Raw genomic sequence first — 17239 nt, 5'->3', positions numbered from 1 at the left:
AGGGAAGCGATGCTGCTCGCGATCGATGCCGGCAACACCAACGTCGTCTTCGCGCTGGTCGAGGTGACGGCCGAGGCACGCGAGATCAAGGCGCGCTGGCGGATCGCGACTGATCCCCGCCGGACCGCGGACGAATATGCGGTGTGGCTCAGCCAGTTGCTCGCGCTCGAAGGCTATGCGCGCGAACAGGTATCGGCGGTGGTCATCTCGACGGTCGTGCCGCGCGCGCTCCACAATCTCCAGGTGCTCGCGAGCAAGTATTTCGGCGGTGAGGCGCTGATCGCGGGGCGCGCGCCGCTCGAATGGGGCGTGTCGATCGACGTCGACGAGCCCGCCTCGCTCGGCGCGGACCGCGCCGTCAACACGATCGCGGCGCACGCGCTCCACGCCGGCGACCTGATCGTGATCGATTTCGGTACCGCGACCACGCTCGACTTCTCCGACTATGGCGGCGCCTACAAGGGCGGGATCATCGCGCCCGGCATCAACCTGTCGCTCGACGCGCTGGTCGCCGCCGCCGCCAAGCTGCCGCGGATCGCGATCGAGGCACCCGCGGTCAACAGCGTCATCGGGCGCAACACCGTCGATCAGATGAACATCGGCATCTACTGGGGCTATATCGCGATGATCGAGGGGCTGGTCGCGCGGATGAAGGCCGAGGTCGGCCGCCCGGTCAAGGTGATCGCGACCGGCGGGCTTGCCACGCTGTTCGAGCGGCACACGAGCGTATTCGACGCGATCGAGCCCGACCTGACGATCCAGGGGCTGGCGATCATGTGGCAACGCGCCCATATCCATTGACGAGATCGGCGCCGGGGCCGCTACCCGGAAAACAGCGAACATCGCGCCGCTACCGTTCGACCACGCGTCGCAGCGGAGTGGCGTGCAAAGGACAAGAATGACACCGAAGAACAACGAACTACTTTTCTGCGCGCTCGGCGGATCGGGCGAGATCGGGATGAACGTCAACCTCTACGGCCACGCCGGCAAATGGGTGATGGTCGATTGCGGCGTGACCTTCGCCGACGCGGGCTTCCCCGGCATCGACGTGATCCTGCCCGACCTGCGCTTCATCGAGGAACAGATCGACAATCTGGTCGGGCTCGTCCTGACCCACGGGCACGAGGATCACATCGGCGCGCTGCCGTACTTGGCCGAGGATCTGGGGGTGCCGCTCTACGCGACGCCGTTCACCGCCGGGCTGATCCGCGGCAAGCTCGAGGAAGAGCGGATCCAGGATCGCGTCAAGATCAAGCTGGTCGACGCGAACAAGCCGTTCGACGTCGGCCCGTTCAAGTTCACGATGGTCCCGCTCGCGCATTCGATCCCCGAGGCGAATGGCCTCGTGATCGAAACCAAGGCCGCGCGGGTGTTCCACACCGGCGACTGGAAGCTCGACGCCAAGCCGCTGATCGGCAAGCCCTCGACGCCCGAGGAACTGTGCGCGATCGGTGACAAGGGCATCGACGTGCTCGTCTGCGACTCGACCAACGTGTTCAACGCCGAGGCGTCGGGCAGCGAGGCGGACGTGCGCCGCGGCATCGCCGAGACGGTGGCGAAGGCCAAGGGCCGCGTCCTCGTCACCTCGTTCGCGTCGAATGCCGCGCGTATCGCGACGCTCGGCAAGGTGGCGGAGGAGACCGGGCGCAAGCTGGCGGTCGCGGGCCGCTCGCTCGACCGCATCATCCGCGTCGCGCAGGCGACGGGTTATCTGAAGGACCTGCCCAATCTGATCGACGCGGAAACCGCGATGCGGCTGCCGCGCAACAAGGTGCTGGTGATCGCGACCGGCGGGCAGGGTGAGCCGCGCGCGGCGCTCGCGCGCGTCGCCGAGGGCACGCACCCGATCAAGCTCGACGAGGGCGACACCGTGATCTTCTCGTCGAAGCAGATTCCCGGCAACGAGGTCGCAATCGGCCGCATCCAGAACCAGCTCGCCGCCAAGGGTGTCGAGATGGTGACCGAGAAGCAGGCGCACGTCCACGTCTCCGGTCACCCCGGCCGCCCCGAGCTCAAGTCGATGTACGAGTGGATGCGTCCCAAGGCGCTGATCCCCGTGCACGGCGAGATGCGCCACCTGAAGGAGCAGGCGCGCTTTGGCCTGTCGAACGGCATCCCCCGCGCGCTGGTGCAGACCGACGGCGATATCGTGCGGCTGGCACCGAACGGGCCGGAGAAGATCGGGAATGCCCCCGTCGGCCGGCTCGTTCTCGACGGCGACGTGATCCTGCCGTCGAACGGCAGCACGATCAACGAACGCCGCCGCATCGCCGTCAACGGTCAGCTCTCGGTCGGGATCGCGGTCGACCGCAACGGCCGAGCGGGCGGCACCCCCGACGTGCGCGTCCAGGGCGTCCCGGTCGAGGAGGAGCGGGATGCCTTCCTCGACGATGCCATCGCCGCCGCAGCCGAGGCGATGCGCGGTGCCCCGCGCGATCGCGAGAAGCTGCGCGAGCAGGTCCGCCTCGCGGTGCGCCGCGTTGCGACGCGCTGGACCGGCAAGAAGCCGGTCATCGACGTGGTCGTCGTCCAGGTCTGACGCACGATGCGCTGGACCTCGATGCTGGCGATCTACGTCCTGTTCTGGTCGTTCTCGGTGTTTCTCGTCCTCCCCTTCGGGGTGAAAACCTCGGCGGAGGCGGGGGCCGAGCACGTGCCCGGCACTGCGGAGAGTTCACCGCACGAATTTTCGCTTAAGCGGGTCGTTGTGCGCACCACGATCGTGGCGACGATCCTGTTCGCGCTCTTCATGGCGAATTACGAGTTCGGCTGGGTAAACACGCAGACGCTCGACTACGCCGACGCTGCCAACGTGGTGTGAGGCGGCTCAAGACGGCGATGTTGTGCCGTTTTGAGCACATCCTTGCCATCGCACGCTCGTCGTCTTGGACTTGCTCCGGAACTCCGCTGCCTCTCGACATCGAGGAACAAGGCAGAGGTAATAACGACACTCGTTCAGACGAGTGATGGCGGCTTGGTTCGCCCGGAAGCTCTCGCGACGTAGCGACCGGTTACGCTCAGTCGCGCCGCGCGACGGTAGACAGCCTCAGCGCAGCCGCTCGATCGCCTGCGCGAGCGCGACGTAGAGCTTGCCCATGTCCGATGACAGCAGCGTCACTCCCAGCGGTGACGAGTCGCGTTGGGTAAGGATGGTGCGCAGCATCGCCTCGAAATCGTGGATGTAGCGGTTGACCTGCTCGCGGAAGGCGAGCTCGTCGTCGTAGAGCCGCGCGATGTCGCGCTGCTCGGCGGCGTCGAGCAGGCGTACAGCGCGGCGGGTGAAGACGCCGCGATCCCCCTTCAGATACGCCGCCCATGCGCTGTCCGATACGTCGGGTGCGAGCGTGCGGGTCAGGTCGATCGACGCGGAATTGAGCTGTTCGATCAGCAAAGAGGCGCGGCGTGCGAAGCTGTCCTGCTCGACCCGGTCGCGGTGCTGCTGCTCCTCCGCCAACCGCGTGTCGACGCGCGCCGCCGCGGCGTCGATCACCGCGATCTGCTGCTCAAGCCGCTGCGTCGCGCGCGCGGCGGCCTCGACCGCCGTTTCGGCGACCGCGGAAACCTGCGCGATCTGCGCCTCGACGCCGTTGGTCACCGCGCGGTGGAGCGCGTCGTTGCTCGCCGCCTGCAATGCCTCGGCAGCCTCGGGAATGACGTGCGCCAGCGTGTCGCGCGCATGATCGGCGACGTTGGCCGCGGTGTCGCGAACGCGCAGTAGTGCCTCGATCAATCGTGGCGCAGCCTCCTCGGCGAGCCGGTGCGCGCGCTCAGTCGCCTCGCCGACGGTGTGGCCGATTGCGTCGGCCTTGGCCCGGCCGGTGGTGAGCGCGTCGAGCAACGTGCCGGTCAGCGCGTCGACGCTGCGGCGTTGTTCGGCAATGACCTGTGCGATCGCCTCGATCGCATCGTGCGTGCTCTCCGCGGCGGTGACGAGCGCCAGCAATTCGGGGCGCGCGGCGACGACCACCGACTGGCTGGCCGAGATACGCTGATCGAGCCGGTCGATCGCCTCGGGCAGCGTTTCGTCGATCTCGCGCGCCGCAGCGTCGAGCGCGGTCAGCAGCGTCTCGGTTGTCGCGATCGTGCGCGTGGCAAGCGCGTCGCCCAATTGAAGCGCGTCGCCCATTGCCTCGGCCGAACTGGTCAGCGCACTGATCGAGGCGGCGAGCTGCTGCGAACGCTCGGTGCCGCTCAAGTGCAGCGCCTCGATCCGGCGCTCGTTGCGCGCGAGACTGTCCTCCAGCGCGGTGAATAATTCTTCGCCGACGCCGCGCTGCGCGTCGAGCCGACGCGCGATCCGTTCGATAACCATCTCGACCAGCTCGATCCGCTGCGTAAGCGCTTCGGCACTTTCGCGCGCGGCCTGATCAAGCGCGACCTGACTGGTGCCGATCAGCGCCAGCATCGCTTCGCCCTGCGCCGCAATCCCCTTGCGCGATTGGTCGATCGCGGTCGCAGTGCGATCGAGTAGCGCGTCGACCGCGCCCGCAGCATCGGAGGTGACCGATTCGAGCCGCGCCCCCGCCGTCTCGCTGGTCGCCTCCATCCGGCGAATGTGTGCGGCGAGCTTCTCTGCCGCGCCGCCCGCGACCGTCTCGGCCTCGCGTCCACGCGCGATCAGCGCCGCGATCTGCGCGTCGAGCGCAGCGGCCCGCTCGCCCGCGGCAAGCCCGGCCTGCTCGATCGATTGGGTCAGCGCCCGCGTCTCCGCCTGCGCGGTCGGCAGGCCGTTCAGCAGCGTCGACAGGCTCGACTGCGCGTGGCTGGCCGCGTCGGCGAGTGCGCGCGCGTGGACGTCGGCTTGGTCGATCTCCTCCGACAAGCCGCGGCCGATCGCGGCCAGCCGTGCGGTAGCGGCGTCGCCCGTCGCCGCCAGCATCCGCACCTGTTCGGCCAGCTGCGCGCGTTGCTGGTCGATCACGAGCCCGAGTGCGCCAACAGTCGATTCGAGCGCCGCGGCTTCCTCGCGCATCGCATGCGCGCTTGCACCGAAACGATGCGCCTCGGCGCGGCTGGTGCGCATCGCCAGTAACCAGGCGACGCCGGCGAACAGCGGGCCGAGCAGCGCGGCAGCGGCGATCTGCACGACCTCGAGAGGTGCGGTCACGTGCCCCCAGGCGAGCGCGACCATCGCGACGATCCAGGCGATCGCGAAGGTGATGAGCAGCCACGGCATCAGCACGCGCCAGCTGGGCTCGGGCTCGATCCCCGGTTCGGCAATCAGCGCGGGCGGCGGGCTCCAGCTCGCGTCCGCGTGCGACTCCGATGGCGCCTCGTGCTCGATCCCGAGCCCGACACGCTGCTGCATGTCTTCGGACACGCGTATCCCGACGATTGACGGCCCCCCGTTCATGACGACCGGCTTACCACGTTTGTGGCGGCGCGAAAGCGGTTCGCGACGGAGCGTGTCGCGCAGCGCGTCCGCTCGGTAGGTACCATGTTAACCAACCGCGGCTATCATGCGCCGCATGGCATATGACCCGGGCGCGATCGATCACGCATTGGCCGCCGCAATCGGTGACGATCCGGCGCTGATCGCGGACTTGCGTGCCGCCTTCATCGCCAGCGCGCACGCCGCGCTCCGCGTGCTTGAACAGGCCGGCGACGATGGTAGCTGGCGCGACGCGTTGTTGCGATTGCGTGGACTGGCAGCGAGTTTCGGTGCGGTGCGCCTCGCCGCTCTGGCGGATCAGGCAGCGGCGGTATTCGCGGGCGACGCGCGCGCGTTGCGCCTGATCCGCCGCAATATCGCACGATTGTAAGCGCGCGCCGCCAAGCGGCTGGCGGGTTGCCCGCATCTGCTTGCCGCCGTAACAGCCGCAAATGCTGGCAGGCCTCTTATTTGCGACACGCGAGGCGCTCGATCGTCCGGGCACGCTGACGGCAACGCTGCCGTTCGCCGCCGCGAGCCTGATCGAATATCAAGCACGATTGCTGATCGCGGCGGGCGCGTCGCAGATCGTCGTCATCGTCTCCCGCCTGACGCCCGAGCTGATCGGTGCGCTGGCGCGGGTCGGCAAACGCGGCGTTGCGGTCGATGCGGTGCGCAGCGCGACCGACGCGCTCGGCAAGCTCCACCCGCTCGCGCGCGTGCTGGTGATCGCCGACGGTCTGGTGACGAGCGAAGCGGTCGTGAGCGCGCTCGCCAGCGAAGAGGACGACACGCTGCTGGTCGTGCCCGAGGCGGCGGCCGGCATGGAATTCGAGCGGATCGGTGGCGGCGTGGCCTGGGCTGGACTCGCGCGGATGGATGCGCGCCGCCTCTCGGAAGCCGCCGGTATGCCCGCCGACTACGACCTGCAATCGACGCTGCTCCACGTTCTGGCGCAGGCGCGCGCCGAGCGGGTCGAACTGCCCGCGGACGCAATCGGCCAAGGGCACGGGATCGAGCACCGTGCCGGCGCGCTCGATCAGCGCGGGCGCGCGGTGCTCGCAGCCTCGATGGCGTCGCGGCCGAGCTGGTTCGATCGCGTGATCCTGCGCCCGATCGCGCGACTGGCGGTGCCCGAGGTCGCGCGGCGCGGCGTGGCGACTATGGCGGTGGCCAGCGCGGGGGGCGTGCTCGCGCTCGCCGGACTGGTGGGGTTGTACGCTGGATGGCGGGCATCGGGGCTGGTCGCTTTGCTAATCGCGACGATCGTCGGCGAGCTGGCCGGGTCGCTCGCCCTGTTCCGCGACGAGGCGGAGGTGCAGCGCGGACTGCGCGTTGCATCGCTCGTCGCGCCCGCACTCGCGGTGCTGTTGCTCGGGTGCGGGACGGGCACGGTTGCGCTGCTCGTCGCGGTGCAGTTGATCGTCGCGGGCGGCCTTGTCGAGCGGGCGGCGCGCGCCGCGACGCGGCGGCGCTGGTGGGGCGGGGCGCCTGCCTATCTGAGCGTGGTGACCGCGGGGGCGTTGCTCGGCTTGCCGCAATGGGGACTGGCAGCAGCGGCGCTCTACGCGACCGCGACGCTTGCCGCAGCCATCGAGGCGCTCCGCGCCGACGCTTAGCGCGGCTTTAACGAAACCGCGATAGATGCCGACACCATGTCGCTCTCCCCATCCTCGCTGCCCGACGTGTCCGCCGCGGAGCTAGCGCTGCGCGCCGCGGCAGCCGAGCGCCGCGCCGGTCGCCGGCTGGGCGCCGCGATCGAGGATTTCTTCCGCGTCGAACAGGACAGGCTCGACGATCGCGCCCGCGCGCTGATCGGCGCGATGGTGGAAGCGAGCGTTTCCGCGATTGAGCGCGATGTCTCCGCCGCCGCCGCGCGCCTGCTTGCGGGCCGCGGCGAAGCGGCAGCGGCAAAGGCGCTGGCAGCGCACAACGCCGGCGTGCTCGCGCGGCTGATCGATTCGGGGCTGCTGCGCGACCGCGCGCTGATGGACGAGATCGTCGCGCAGGCGCGTGTTGACCTGATCGACGAGGCATTGATTGCCAATCGCGCACCCGGCGTCACGACCGGCCTTCTCGCACGGTTGCGCGACCACGACGATCCGATGGTGCGCGACGCCGCGATCGACTACCTCCTTGCCGACAGCCGCCGCCGCGCGCCCGCCGAGGAGCGCCGGGCCGAATTGCCCGCCGAACTGCACCACCAGCTCGTCTGGTGGATCGCCGCCGCCTTGCGCGAGCGGCTGGGCGGGGTGTCGGTCATCGCCGATCGCGCGCTGGTCGACGCCGCGATGCAGCGGATCGCGCATTTCGACGGTGCCGCAGGCACGATCGTCGCCGCGCACCGACTCGCCGCGGCGATCGACGCCGATGTCGAACGGTTGCCCGGATTGCTGATCGAGGCGCTGACCGAAGGACGGTTGACGCTGTTCGCGGCTTTCCTCGCGCATGCTCTCGGCATCGAGATGGACGAAGCGCGCGCGCTCGCGCTCGAACCCGACGGTGAGCGGCTGTGGATCGCGTTGCGCGCGCTCGGGATGGAGCGCGACGTGCTTGCCCGGATCGGCTGGGCGCTGGGCGAGGCCGACCGCACGCGTGATGTCGAGGCACTGCCCGACGCGATCGATGCCGCGTCGGGCGTTGCGCCGGAGCAGGCAGGTGCGGTGATCGCACCGCTGATGCTCACCCGCGACTTCCGCCAGGCGGTCCGCGCATTGTCGCTGGGCGGCGCATCGCTCGGTAGCCCATCGGCGGGCGGGGCGGCGTGAGCGAGCCGTTGATCCTGCATGCGCGGCTCGACCGCGAGGACCGGTTGATAGACGCCGACGAAGGCTTCGTTGCAATCAACGAGCGCGCGGGCGGCAGCCGCGGGCACGTGCTGGCCGTGCCGCAGTTCAATACGCTGGCGCGGCTCGCGCGGCGGCTGCGCATTCTGATTGCGCGCGGCGTGACGATCGCCGACGGTGAGATCGACCTCGATTGCTGGATCAAGGCGACGCCGGGCGATGGCGGCACCTCGCTTGCCGTCTCCGTGCTGCGCGAGCGTCCGGCGTGGCGCGCGCCGACCAGCGCCAACACGGTCGCGGCCCTGCCGCCGCCGCCCGGCGCCGATTGGCAATGGGAGGTCGATGCCGACCTTCGCGTGACGCGGATCGACGAACAGGCCGGCGTGCGCCACGGCTTCGACGCAGTTGCCGCGCTGTCGCGCCCGCTCACCCGGCTGTTCGCGATGGAGCCCGACGAGGATGGCAATGTCATGATCCTTGATGCGGTTGCCGAGCGGATTGATTTCGATCGTCAAGTGGCGACGATCCGCGAGAGCGGTGTGCGCGTCTTCCTGGCCGGCTCGGTCCGGCGCGATCCGCTGGGCGGCTTTGACGGCTTCGTCGGCGGCACCTATCTGCTCGACGAGACGCCGCCCGAGCCGGTCGTCGAGACGTTCAACGCGCGGCTCGATCAGGTCCTGCGCGGGCCGCTCGGGCGGATCGTTGCCAACGCCGACAGCATCAACGCCGCGGTCGATGGCTCGATCGACCCGCATTACGCCGATTACGCCGCCGATATCGCTAGCGCGGGGCGGCACTTGCTCGGATTGGTCGACGATCTGGTCGATCTGGAAGCGATCGAGCGCGAGGATTTCACGGTCGAGGACGAGCCGATCGATCTGGCCGACGTGGTGCGCCGCGCGGCCGGGCTGTTGCAGGTTCGCGCGGCGAACGCGGGCGTGACGATCGACCGTGATGGTCTGGAGCAATCGCTGCCCGCACGCGGCGAGTTCCGGCGCACGCTCCAAATCCTCGTGAACCTCATCGGCAATGCGGTGCGCTATTCGCCGGAGGGCGCGACGATCTGGTTGCGCACACAACGCGAGGGCGACCGCGCGGTGGTGATCGTCGCCGACCAGGGCAAGGGAATAGCGGAGGCCGATCAGGCACGTATCTTCGAGAAGTTCGAACGCGTCGACGCGAGCGAGGCAGGCGGCAGCGGCCTCGGCCTCTACATCGCGCGGCGGTTAGCGCGCGCGATGGGCGGCGACCTGACCGTCGACAGCGCGATCGGCATGGGCGCGCGTTTCCTGTTGTGGCTGCCGGCTGGCGAGTGACCCTGCACCGGCGGAGTGCGTGGCCTCGTGAGCGCGCGAACACGGCTGTTCTGCTCGTCCGCAACGTGTTTAGCTCGGCAGCGGTGGTGCTGTCCTACAGCCCAGCATCCTGCGACGACCAGATCGCTCTTTGACATCGCGCCAAACAGACGCACGCGCGCGCGCGCATGGGGGTGTGACCTTTGTGTGACTTTCCGAGCACGGCCGGGATCACGATGAGGGTGCATCTCCAAGGTCGGCTTCACCCAATGCAGACCTTCAAGCGCCTTGTCAGCGCGTCTCTTAATAGACAACATGCTGCTCGCGGCATGACCCCGGCGAGGTAAACAGATTATGCTCGCGATCTATCTAGCTTTGGCGGCGCAAGCCGCTCCGACGGTTTCGAACCCACCGGCTCTGTCTGGGAATTGGACCGTCGATTCGTCGGTTAAACCAGACCAGCCATATAGCAGACCTATGCAGCTGACGCTCAACCCCGACGGGACGGTAAGCGGGCTGTTCTATCAAAGCACAATTGAGAAAGGTCGCTGGAAAGTAGATCGCGGGCGGACCTGTGCTAGTTTCCGAACCTCCGATGGGAACGGTCCATATCATACATCTGTATGCCTCCGAGGCGATCATGCTGAAGGCCAGACCTGGGCGGAGAACCGCAACTTCCTGTTCAATTGGATTGCTACGCGGGCGCAATAGCCTCGCGCCACCTGCTTGATGAGAGGGGCTGCTTCCTACCAAAACGCGCGATTTGGCCGATGTCTGCATGCCAAAAGCAGACGTTCTACTCCTGCACCTTTTAGCTGGTGTCGCGCGGTAAGTTGATGACCGGGTACATACGCTGGCGGGCGACCATGCGCCGGCCCTTCGACAGCACCTATCGCTCCAAGCGACGCGCCAGCAGGATCATCAACAGTCCCGCCACCGCCAGCGCGGCACCGTAATCGGTCCAGACGCGCTGATCGAGCATGAAGCTCGACGCGGGCCAGTGGATCAGCCCGCGACCCTGGCCGATCCACAGCACGCCCATGAGCGTGCACGCCACGCCGAGGACGATAAGGATCGGCCGGAGCCGTGGCATCTCAGATCAACGCTCGCCGACGGGCACGTAGCTGCGCTGCGTGGGTCCCGTGTAGAGCTGGCGCGGACGGCCGATCTTCTGATCTGGGTCGGTGATCATCTCGTTCCACTGCGCGACCCAGCCGACGGTGCGCGCGAGCGCGAACAGCACGGTGAACATGCTGGTCGGGAAACCGATCGCCGACAGGATGACGCCCGAATAGAAGTCAACGTTCGGGAAAAGCTTCTTCTCGACGAAATAATCGTCGGAGAGCGCGATCTCCTCCAGCCGCAGCGCGGTCTCGAACACCGGATCCGACACGTTCAAGGTTTCGAAAACCTCGCGCACCGTCTTCTGCATGACGGTCGCGCGCGGATCGTAGTTCTTGTACACGCGGTGACCGAACCCCATCAGGCGGAACGGGTCGTTCTTGTCCTTGGCGCGCGCGATGAACTCGGGGATGCGGTCGGGCGTGCCGATCTCGTGCAGCATGTTGAGCGCTGCCTCGTTCGCGCCGCCGTGCGCCGGACCCCACAGGCAGGCAATGCCCGCCGCCATGCACGCGAACGGGTTCGCACCCGACGAACCCGCGAGACGGACGGTTGAAGTCGACGCGTTCTGCTCGTGGTCGGCATGGAGAATGAAGATGCGATCCATCGCGCGCTCGATCGCCGGGTTCACCTCATAGGGCTCCGCTGGCACGCCAAACGTCATGCGCAGGAAGTTGCCGGTGTAGGACAGCGAATTGTCGGGGTAAAGGAACGGCTGACCAACCGAATATTTGTACGCCATCGCCGCGATCGTCGGGATCTTGGCGATCAGGCGATGCGACGCGATCATGCGCTGCTGCGGATCGTGGATGTCGGTCGAGTCGTGGTAGAAGGCCGACAGCGCGCCGACCACGCCGCACATGATCGCCATCGGGTGCGCGTCGCGGCGGAAGCCACGGAAGAAGGTCGCGAGCTGCTCGTGCACCATCGTGTGGCGGCTGATCGTGCGGCTGAACCCGTCGAGCTCGTCCTGCGACGGCAGCTCGCCGTTCAGCAGCAGGTACGCGACCTCCATGAAGCTCGACTTCTCGGCCAGTTCGCCGATCGGATAACCGCGGTGGAGCAGCACGCCCTCGTCACCGTCGATATAGGTGATCTCGGACCGGCATGAGGCGGTCGAGGTGAAGCCGGGGTCGTAGGTGAAGGCGCCGGTCTGGCCATAGAGCTTGCGGATGTCGACCACGTCGGGGCCGACCGAACCCGACAGCACGGGATAGTCGAAGTCCTTGCCCGCCAGTTCGAACTTGGCTGTGTCGGTCATGATCGTCTCCTGTCAGGCCCGCGGGCCGGATGGTTGGCCGGTGGTTTGGTCCGCGATCCGGGCCAGGCTTTCCTCTCGTCCTAGAAGAACGAGTACGTCGAAGATACCCGGCGACGTCTTGCGTCCGGTTAATGCGACGCGGAGCGGCTGGGCCACCTGTCCGAGCTTGACGCCCGCATTCTCGGCGACCTGCCGCACCGCGGCCTCTGTGGTCTCCGTATCCCAGTTGTGCACTGCGTCAAGCGCGCTGTGGAGCCGCGCGAGCAGCGCCGGTGCGTCACCGCCGAGCAGCGGCGCGGCGGCTTCGTCGATGCTGAGCGGATGCTCGGCGAACAGGAAGGCGGCGCCATCGGCCAGCTCGTTGATGTTGGCGGCGCGCGGCTTCAACGCGGGCATTGCTGTTTCGAGTTTGGCTGAAGCTGTGCCATCGTGACCTAGGCCGAGCTGGTCCGCCACGAGTCTGGCGAGCCGCGCATCGTCGGCGGCGCGGATGTAGTGGCCGTTCAGGTTCTCAAGCTTCTTCAGGTCGAAACGCGACGGGCTCTTGCCGACGCCCGACAGGTCGAACCAGCGGATTGCATCCTCGCGCGCGATGATCTCGTCGTCGCCGTGCCCCCAACCGAGACGGAGCAGGTAATTGTCGAGCGCCTCGGGCAGGATGCCGAGTTCGTCGCGGTACGCCTCGATCCCGACCGCGCCGTGCCGCTTCGACAATTTGGCACCGTCCGATCCGTGGATCAGCGGGATGTGCGCATAGATCGGATCGGGCCAGCCGCCCTCAATGGCATCCATCGCTCGGTAGATCGGCAACTGGCGGAACGCGTTGTTGAGGTGGTCGTCACCGCGAATAACGTGGGTCACACCCATGTCGTGATCGTCGACGACGACCGCGAGCATGTAGGTCGGCGTGCCGTCGGAGCGGAGCAGGACCATGTCGTCGAGCTCGGCGTTCTGAACGGTCACCGCGCCCTGCACCTGGTCGTGGATCGTCGTCGCACCTTCCGTCGGTGCCTTGAGCCGCACGACGAACGGCTGGTCCGCGGGACCATCGCTGCGGTCGCGCCAAGGGGATCGGATGCGTAGCGGCTTCTTCGCGGCCTGCGCCTCGGCGCGCATCGCGTCGATCTCGTCTTGCGTCATGTAGCAGCGGTAAGCGTGGCCGTGTTCGACCATCTGATGCGCGACCGCGGCGTGCCGATGGGCACGGGCGAATTGATAGACTTCCTCGCCGTCCCAATCGAGCCCGAGCCAGCGCATGCCGTTCAGGATCGCCGCGATCGCGGGCTCGGTCGAGCGCGCACGATCGGTATCCTCGATCCGCAGCCGGAATGTGCCGCCGTGGTGACGCGCGTAGAGGAGGTTGAACAGCGCCGTGCGCGCGCCGCCAAGATGCAGGAAACCGGTCGGCGATGGCGCGAAGCGGGTCACGACCTTGGGCGTGTTCGCGGTCGTGTCGGCGGGCGCCGCGGGGGCGTCTGAGTTGGTGGTTGCGCTCAAGCGCGCTTGCTCCCAGGCTGCGAGGAATGTGATGGCCAGTTCAGCCGCGACCGCCCCTAGCAAAGCGCAGCGCCCGCTTCAAATCGCGGCGGCGTGGCGTGGTGCGTGGGAAGGTTGGCTGGAGGCGGAACGCCACCAGCTGGTGTTGTGGTTGCCCGTGGCGCTTGGGACAGGGGTGGCCGCGTGGTTCGTGTTGCCCGACGCACGGAGCTGGAGCGCCGCGCTCCTCGCCAGCCTAGGCGTCGGCGTTGCCGCGCTCGCGTCCGCACGCGGCGGACGCGGTGCGGTGGTGGTCGGCGTGGCGGCATTCGGTTTTGCGCTGGGGCTGGGGCTGATCTGGTGGCGCGCCGAGGCGGTACGCGCGCCGGTGCTCGCGCGCGCGGCGATCACCAGCGTCGAGGGACGCGTGACGCGGATGCAGCCGCTGCCCGCGCGCGATCTGGTACGCATGTGGATCGCGGTCGAGACATGGGACGGGGTCGCGCGCGACGACATGCCGACCCACGTGCGGGTTAACGTCGATGAGGATGACGTGCCGACCGCTTGGACGGAGGGGAGCCGCGTGCGAGTGCGTGCACGATTGATGCCGCCTGCACCGCCGGCGGTGCCGGGTGCCTATGATTTCGCGCGCGTCGCGTGGTTCGAGGGATTGGGCGCAACCGGTCGTGCGCTGGAAGTGACGGTGCTGACGCGGGCGCCGGTCGGCGGCGAGGGCATCCGCGCCAGACTGACCCGATACATCGAGGCGCGCTTGCCAGGGAGCGCGGGCGGCATCGCGGCGGCGCTCGCGACCGGCGACACCGGCGCAATCGCGGACGAAGATGCCGAGGCGATGCGGCGCGCGGGCCTCGCGCACCTGCTCTCGGTCAGCGGGCTGCACATCACCGCGGTAGTGGGGATCGTCATGGCGTTGGCGTTGCGCGCGCTCGCGCTATCGCCCGCGCTCGCGCTGACCGGGCGAGTCCCGCTGCTCGCCGGTGCCGCAGCGGCGGCGGCGGCGATCGGCTACACCTGGCTGACCCGTGCGTTGTAGGAGTCAAACACTCATGTTTCTCCCGCTTCCAGCAGGGTATTCGGCTTCCAAATAACGATTGGTTTCTTGCCGTGGACCAGAGCCAGTACGGGTGCCTTTCTCAACTCGAGCGCACTAGCCGACGATCCCTCCAGCCATCGACAGACGGCGACGGCCGGCTGCTCATGGTCGGCGCACTGGATCGAACGACCGATTAGATCGACTCTGCGCCCCTGGTAGCCAACATCTTCGGGATGCTTTCCGAATCGGGACTGCCCAAAGTCACGCTTCCAGACGGTCCTGCTTGGGAAAGCCCCGTCTGCCCGTGCTCGGAAAAAGGTCCACACGTCTAGATCTTTAACGCCACGGTCCCGGTCTAGGTAGTGACGCGCACCTCCCTGAGCGAGGCACGTCATCAGAACTTGGTCGGCATACGCGCCGCACGTTGCAGGTTTCCGCAAAGCGAGATCGGCTAGCCAAACTCTCGCTAATTCGATCAGTCGGTCAAAATCGCTCTGCTCGAATAGCTCAAATGATCGATGCGTCTCAGTAACGGGGTAAGAAGCAGCAATTTTCATTTGCGAACCGTAGCATGATTAATGGCGATCCGCTGCCTACCGCGCGATATAGGAGTCAAATTCTAGTTTGTCGCAATTTTTCGCGAATCTCAGCCCCTCATGCGCTTGACCAGCTGCTTCCACTGTTCTTCCGTGCGCGGAAAGGTGTCGGCCGGTGTCGGCGGATCGTTGACGGCTTTCAGATGGGGTCCGCGCCGGTGGCACCGATCACAACGTAGATAGCTGCCAAGCGCCTCAAGGTGCGTGTTCCAGCCCCGGCACATCGCATAGCGACAGAGCCGGCGTGCATCGAAGATGTGGACCTTACCGCATCGACAGGTGACGCGCAGATTAGCGTTGTGCCTGATTAGATCGTGTAGGCTGTCCAGCCGGGTATTGGCCGACACGTCACAGCGGTAGGGGAAGCTGGCTACGGTCGTCGGCTATGGCCGGGTGGACAGTCTCGCAGATAGCGCGCGCCAGTTCGTGTGCCGCTTGCTCCCTTATGCGCTGCACCGGCGCGGTTATGCCGACTCGCACCCAACCGGGCGCAGTGAGGATGGTGCTGGCGAGCGTTGAGGGGTCGAGCCGTTCCATCTGCCCAAGGTACAAAACGGGAACATGATTCGGCAAGAGGCTGATAATCACCTGTTTTGATAGCGAGGGTCAGCCGGTGCGAGGAGCGCTGAACCAGTCAGGCCCAATTTGGTCTGTCGGTACTTGATAGTTCCACCGTTTAGGCCGCTTTCCTTCGCCCACGTTGCCAATGGCTTAGTCTCGCCGTTGATAGTGAGAAGGTGTGCGTCCTTCCGGGTGCGCCTGTTTTCAGCCTGTTGCGCGGCAGTAGCCCATCGACAGTTTGAAGGCTCATAACCGCGTTCATTGTCGACGCGATCAAGAGAAAGGCTTGGATCACCCTTTGACTTCATGTCAGCCAAGAAAGCATCGAAAGATTGCTGCCAGCTTTGACACATGGTGATTCCACGACCACCGTAGTCCTTCCATCGTTTATGTTCGGGATTAGTCGTTCGGTTTCGGGCGTCTCGCCAAGCGTAGTATTCACTTTTGTAAAGCTGGATGTTTGATGTTGTCTTGCCCTTCATCCACTAGCTTTGCAGCCGGTGGTTTCAGTGCGTCATTATTCATGCGCTCGAACAGGAACGATTCGGCAAGAGGATTCGAGCTGTACGAGCGATGCGGCGATCCTTGGCAGCGGCGTGGCCGTAGAGTAGAAAACTTCAATGAATACGGATTTGAACGGTCTAGCGGATCTAAGCGACGAGCAGCTGAGTAGCTTGGTTGCGAACTATCGCCGGTTGAACAAAACCGAAGGCGGCAAATGGTCGCTTGCGGAAGCTACGCACGAGCAGAGCCGTCGAGCGCGATCCGACTTTGAACCCACGGCAATGGTAGACGCGATTATACGTCTGGCAAGTGGGTCAGAAGACCACCAGGTTTCATACGTAGAGCTATGGCGAACCTTCCGGCCAGGCGAGCCCTTCAAAGGGCACTACTCGCAGAAGCAGGTGACTAACGGTTTGGCGAAGGTTGGCGCTTACTGCGTCGATCACGAGCTTCCAATGCTTAGCGTCCTCGTTGTTCCTGAGGGGACGCGGACGCTAACAGACACGGCGGCGGAAAACATCTGGGCCTTCGCAAAGAGTATCGGCGTTAAAGCAGGGCCGGATTGCAGAACCTTTATCGAGCGCGAGAAAGCGGCTGCCTTTGAGATGATCCGACGCCGGACTTGATCGCTGGCTTTGCAGCAATGGCGGCATGACAACGGGTCAAGCCGTTATGAGGCTTTGTAGAGGTCCATCATGGCTTGCCCCAGCAGCTGGGCAACAGGGCAGAGTGGATCGCGGGAGAGCAGGGTCACGATGCTGTCGCGTAGCATCTGCTCCTGTTCTTCGATTGGTATCTCGACCGCCATCACCATTGCGGTGGCTTCGTGAATGCGTCGACCTTCGCGATGGCCTCGTTGATCGCTCCGACGAGCGCGCTTGAGTCCTTTTGCAACTCTGCGCGGCTCGTTCTCTCGACTAGATCAGCAAGCGTTTGCTCAAGCTGTTTGACCCGCGCGGTCAAGCGCTCGATGGCACTGTGGTGCAGTTCAAGGTTCAATTCGTATTGCATGGGAGTTTTCTCCTCTCGTTATCAGTGGATAGTGCGGTTCTTGAAGTAGCGCATGGAGGCGATTGTCTCGGCCATCGTCTTACCCTGCGCCAAGTGCCAGCGCAGTGTCTCGCTCTCGCAGCCTAGGCGCTCAGCCCATTGTCTGATTGTGGATCGGCGTGGAAAAGGGACCCCGGTAGCGGGGTGATCGGCGTCGAAAAAG

General features: G+C 66.3%; 18 protein-coding genes. 9 read left to right on the top strand and 9 right to left on the bottom strand.

Annotation, left to right across the window (positions count from 1 at the left end; genetic code table 11):
* Positions 1-9 precede the first annotated feature (9 nt).
* The 3 genes from Q0579_RS07500 (at position 10) to Q0579_RS07490 (ending at position 2821) form a co-directional block, all read left to right on the top strand.
* On the top strand, positions 10-801 hold the full coding sequence (locus Q0579_RS07500) for a type III pantothenate kinase (protein ID WP_298810741.1): 792 nt from the start codon (positions 10-12) through the stop codon (positions 799-801).
* Between the two features lie 97 nt (positions 802-898).
* Positions 899-2539, top strand: coding sequence for a ribonuclease J (locus Q0579_RS07495; RefSeq protein WP_298810740.1), 1641 nt, complete (start codon positions 899-901; stop codon positions 2537-2539).
* 6 nt (positions 2540-2545) lie between these two features.
* Entirely contained in the window at positions 2546-2821 is a 276-nt protein-coding gene (locus Q0579_RS07490) for a DUF1467 family protein (protein WP_298810739.1), read from the top strand.
* Between the two features lie 225 nt (positions 2822-3046).
* On the opposite strand, the gene Q0579_RS07485 is transcribed toward Q0579_RS07490, so the two are convergent.
* The gene (locus tag Q0579_RS07485) at positions 3047-5353 is read right to left on the bottom strand and encodes a hypothetical protein (RefSeq protein ID WP_298810738.1); all 2307 of its coding nucleotides are present in this window, start codon (positions 5351-5353) and stop codon (positions 3047-3049) included.
* Between the two features lie 115 nt (positions 5354-5468).
* On the opposite strand from Q0579_RS07485, the gene Q0579_RS07480 reads away from it, so the two are divergent.
* The 4 genes from Q0579_RS07480 to Q0579_RS07465 all read left to right on the top strand — a co-directional run bounded on the left by Q0579_RS07480 (position 5469) and on the right by Q0579_RS07465 (position 9473).
* The gene (locus tag Q0579_RS07480) at positions 5469-5762 is read left to right on the top strand and encodes an Hpt domain-containing protein (protein WP_298810737.1); all 294 of its coding nucleotides are present in this window, start codon (positions 5469-5471) and stop codon (positions 5760-5762) included.
* A gap of 61 nt (positions 5763-5823) precedes the next feature.
* Positions 5824-6990: a hypothetical protein gene (locus Q0579_RS07475; RefSeq protein WP_298810736.1), complete on the top strand. Its 1167-nt coding sequence runs from the start codon at positions 5824-5826 to the stop codon at positions 6988-6990.
* A 36-nt stretch (positions 6991-7026) separates the two neighbouring features.
* Positions 7027-8139 (top strand): DUF2336 domain-containing protein, encoded by a 1113-nt coding sequence (locus tag Q0579_RS07470; protein ID WP_298810734.1) that lies wholly within the window; start codon positions 7027-7029, stop codon positions 8137-8139.
* A complete protein-coding gene (locus Q0579_RS07465) occupies positions 8136-9473 on the top strand; it encodes a HAMP domain-containing sensor histidine kinase (protein ID WP_298810731.1) in 1338 nt (445 codons plus the stop codon). The genes Q0579_RS07470 and Q0579_RS07465 overlap by 4 nt, the downstream gene beginning before the upstream one ends.
* Before the next feature lie 868 nt (positions 9474-10341).
* Here the strand turns inward: Q0579_RS07465 and Q0579_RS07460 are convergent.
* From Q0579_RS07460 to gltX, 3 genes are read right to left on the bottom strand one after another with little or no spacing between them, the layout of a single operon-like run.
* Positions 10342-10545 carry a hypothetical protein gene (locus Q0579_RS07460; protein WP_298810728.1) on the bottom strand — a complete coding sequence of 68 codons (204 nt, stop codon included), beginning with the start codon at positions 10543-10545 and terminating at the stop codon, positions 10342-10344.
* Between the two features lie 6 nt (positions 10546-10551).
* The gene (locus tag Q0579_RS07455; protein WP_298810725.1) at positions 10552-11835 is read right to left on the bottom strand and encodes a citrate synthase; all 1284 of its coding nucleotides are present in this window, start codon (positions 11833-11835) and stop codon (positions 10552-10554) included.
* A gap of 12 nt (positions 11836-11847) precedes the next feature.
* Positions 11848-13263 carry a glutamate--tRNA ligase gene (gene gltX / locus Q0579_RS07450; RefSeq protein WP_298810813.1) on the bottom strand — a complete coding sequence of 472 codons (1416 nt, stop codon included), beginning with the start codon at positions 13261-13263 and terminating at the stop codon, positions 11848-11850.
* Positions 13264-13363: 100 nt separating this feature from the next.
* On the opposite strand from gltX, the gene Q0579_RS07445 reads away from it, so the two are divergent.
* Positions 13364-14365 (top strand): ComEC/Rec2 family competence protein, encoded by a 1002-nt coding sequence (locus Q0579_RS07445; protein WP_298810710.1) that lies wholly within the window; start codon positions 13364-13366, stop codon positions 14363-14365.
* A gap of 944 nt (positions 14366-15309) precedes the next feature.
* Here Q0579_RS07445 and Q0579_RS18290 read toward each other — a convergent pair.
* Positions 15310-15498, bottom strand: coding sequence for a DUF6771 family protein (locus Q0579_RS18290; protein WP_366522278.1), 189 nt, complete (start codon positions 15496-15498; stop codon positions 15310-15312).
* Positions 15499-15545: 47 nt separating this feature from the next.
* Positions 15546-16004, bottom strand: coding sequence for a hypothetical protein (locus tag Q0579_RS07440; RefSeq protein ID WP_298810707.1), 459 nt, complete (start codon positions 16002-16004; stop codon positions 15546-15548).
* 138 nt (positions 16005-16142) lie between these two features.
* Between Q0579_RS07440 and Q0579_RS07435 the strand changes: the two genes are divergently transcribed.
* Positions 16143-16652 (top strand): hypothetical protein, encoded by a 510-nt coding sequence (locus tag Q0579_RS07435; RefSeq protein ID WP_298810701.1) that lies wholly within the window; start codon positions 16143-16145, stop codon positions 16650-16652.
* A 44-nt stretch (positions 16653-16696) separates the two neighbouring features.
* Here the strand turns inward: Q0579_RS07435 and Q0579_RS07430 are convergent, their stop codons facing one another.
* The 3 genes from Q0579_RS07430 to Q0579_RS07420 all read right to left on the bottom strand — a co-directional run.
* Positions 16697-16840 carry a hypothetical protein gene (locus Q0579_RS07430; protein WP_298810699.1) on the bottom strand — a complete coding sequence of 48 codons (144 nt, stop codon included), beginning with the start codon at positions 16838-16840 and terminating at the stop codon, positions 16697-16699.
* On the bottom strand, positions 16834-17037 hold the full coding sequence (locus Q0579_RS07425; protein WP_298810696.1) for a hypothetical protein: 204 nt from the start codon (positions 17035-17037) through the stop codon (positions 16834-16836). Before Q0579_RS07425 ends, Q0579_RS07430 begins: the two co-directional genes overlap by 7 nt.
* Positions 17038-17058: 21 nt before the next feature.
* Positions 17059-17239: hypothetical protein (locus tag Q0579_RS07420; RefSeq protein WP_298810693.1), on the bottom strand; the 181-nt coding region annotated here is incomplete at its 5' end.

The sequence above is a fragment of the uncultured Sphingomonas sp. genome, assembly GCF_936927845.1.
Taxonomy (GTDB): Bacteria; Pseudomonadota; Alphaproteobacteria; order Sphingomonadales; family Sphingomonadaceae; genus Sphingomonas.
Note: the sequence above shows the minus strand (reverse complement) of the source record. Positions and strands in the feature narration are given on the sequence as shown.

Bases quoted from the DNA above. Each gene is read 5' to 3' on its own strand.
- Q0579_RS07425 (WP_298810696.1), bottom strand. From the start codon at position 17,037: ATGCAATACGAATTGAACCTTGAACTGCACCACAGTGCCATCGAGCGC.
- Q0579_RS07495 (WP_298810740.1), top strand. From the start codon at position 899: ATGACACCGAAGAACAACGAACTACTTTTCTGCGCGCTCGGCGGATCG.
- Q0579_RS07490 (WP_298810739.1), top strand. From the start codon at position 2,546: ATGCGCTGGACCTCGATGCTGGCGATCTACGTCCTGTTCTGGTCGTTC.
- Q0579_RS18290 (WP_366522278.1), bottom strand. From the start codon at position 15,498: ATGGAACGGCTCGACCCCTCAACGCTCGCCAGCACCATCCTCACTGCG.
- Q0579_RS07430 (WP_298810699.1), bottom strand. From the start codon at position 16,840: ATGGTGATGGCGGTCGAGATACCAATCGAAGAACAGGAGCAGATGCTA.
- Q0579_RS07470 (WP_298810734.1), top strand. From the start codon at position 7,027: ATGTCGCTCTCCCCATCCTCGCTGCCCGACGTGTCCGCCGCGGAGCTA.
- Q0579_RS07445 (WP_298810710.1), top strand. From the start codon at position 13,364: ATGGCCAGTTCAGCCGCGACCGCCCCTAGCAAAGCGCAGCGCCCGCTT.
- Q0579_RS07500 (WP_298810741.1), top strand. From the start codon at position 10: ATGCTGCTCGCGATCGATGCCGGCAACACCAACGTCGTCTTCGCGCTG.
- Q0579_RS07485 (WP_298810738.1), bottom strand. From the start codon at position 5,353: ATGAACGGGGGGCCGTCAATCGTCGGGATACGCGTGTCCGAAGACATG.
- Q0579_RS07460 (WP_298810728.1), bottom strand. From the start codon at position 10,545: ATGCCACGGCTCCGGCCGATCCTTATCGTCCTCGGCGTGGCGTGCACG.
- Q0579_RS07455 (WP_298810725.1), bottom strand. From the start codon at position 11,835: ATGACCGACACAGCCAAGTTCGAACTGGCGGGCAAGGACTTCGACTAT.
- Q0579_RS07435 (WP_298810701.1), top strand. From the start codon at position 16,143: ATGAATACGGATTTGAACGGTCTAGCGGATCTAAGCGACGAGCAGCTG.
- Q0579_RS07440 (WP_298810707.1), bottom strand. From the start codon at position 16,004: ATGAAGGGCAAGACAACATCAAACATCCAGCTTTACAAAAGTGAATAC.
- Q0579_RS07475 (WP_298810736.1), top strand. From the start codon at position 5,824: ATGCTGGCAGGCCTCTTATTTGCGACACGCGAGGCGCTCGATCGTCCG.
- Q0579_RS07480 (WP_298810737.1), top strand. From the start codon at position 5,469: ATGGCATATGACCCGGGCGCGATCGATCACGCATTGGCCGCCGCAATC.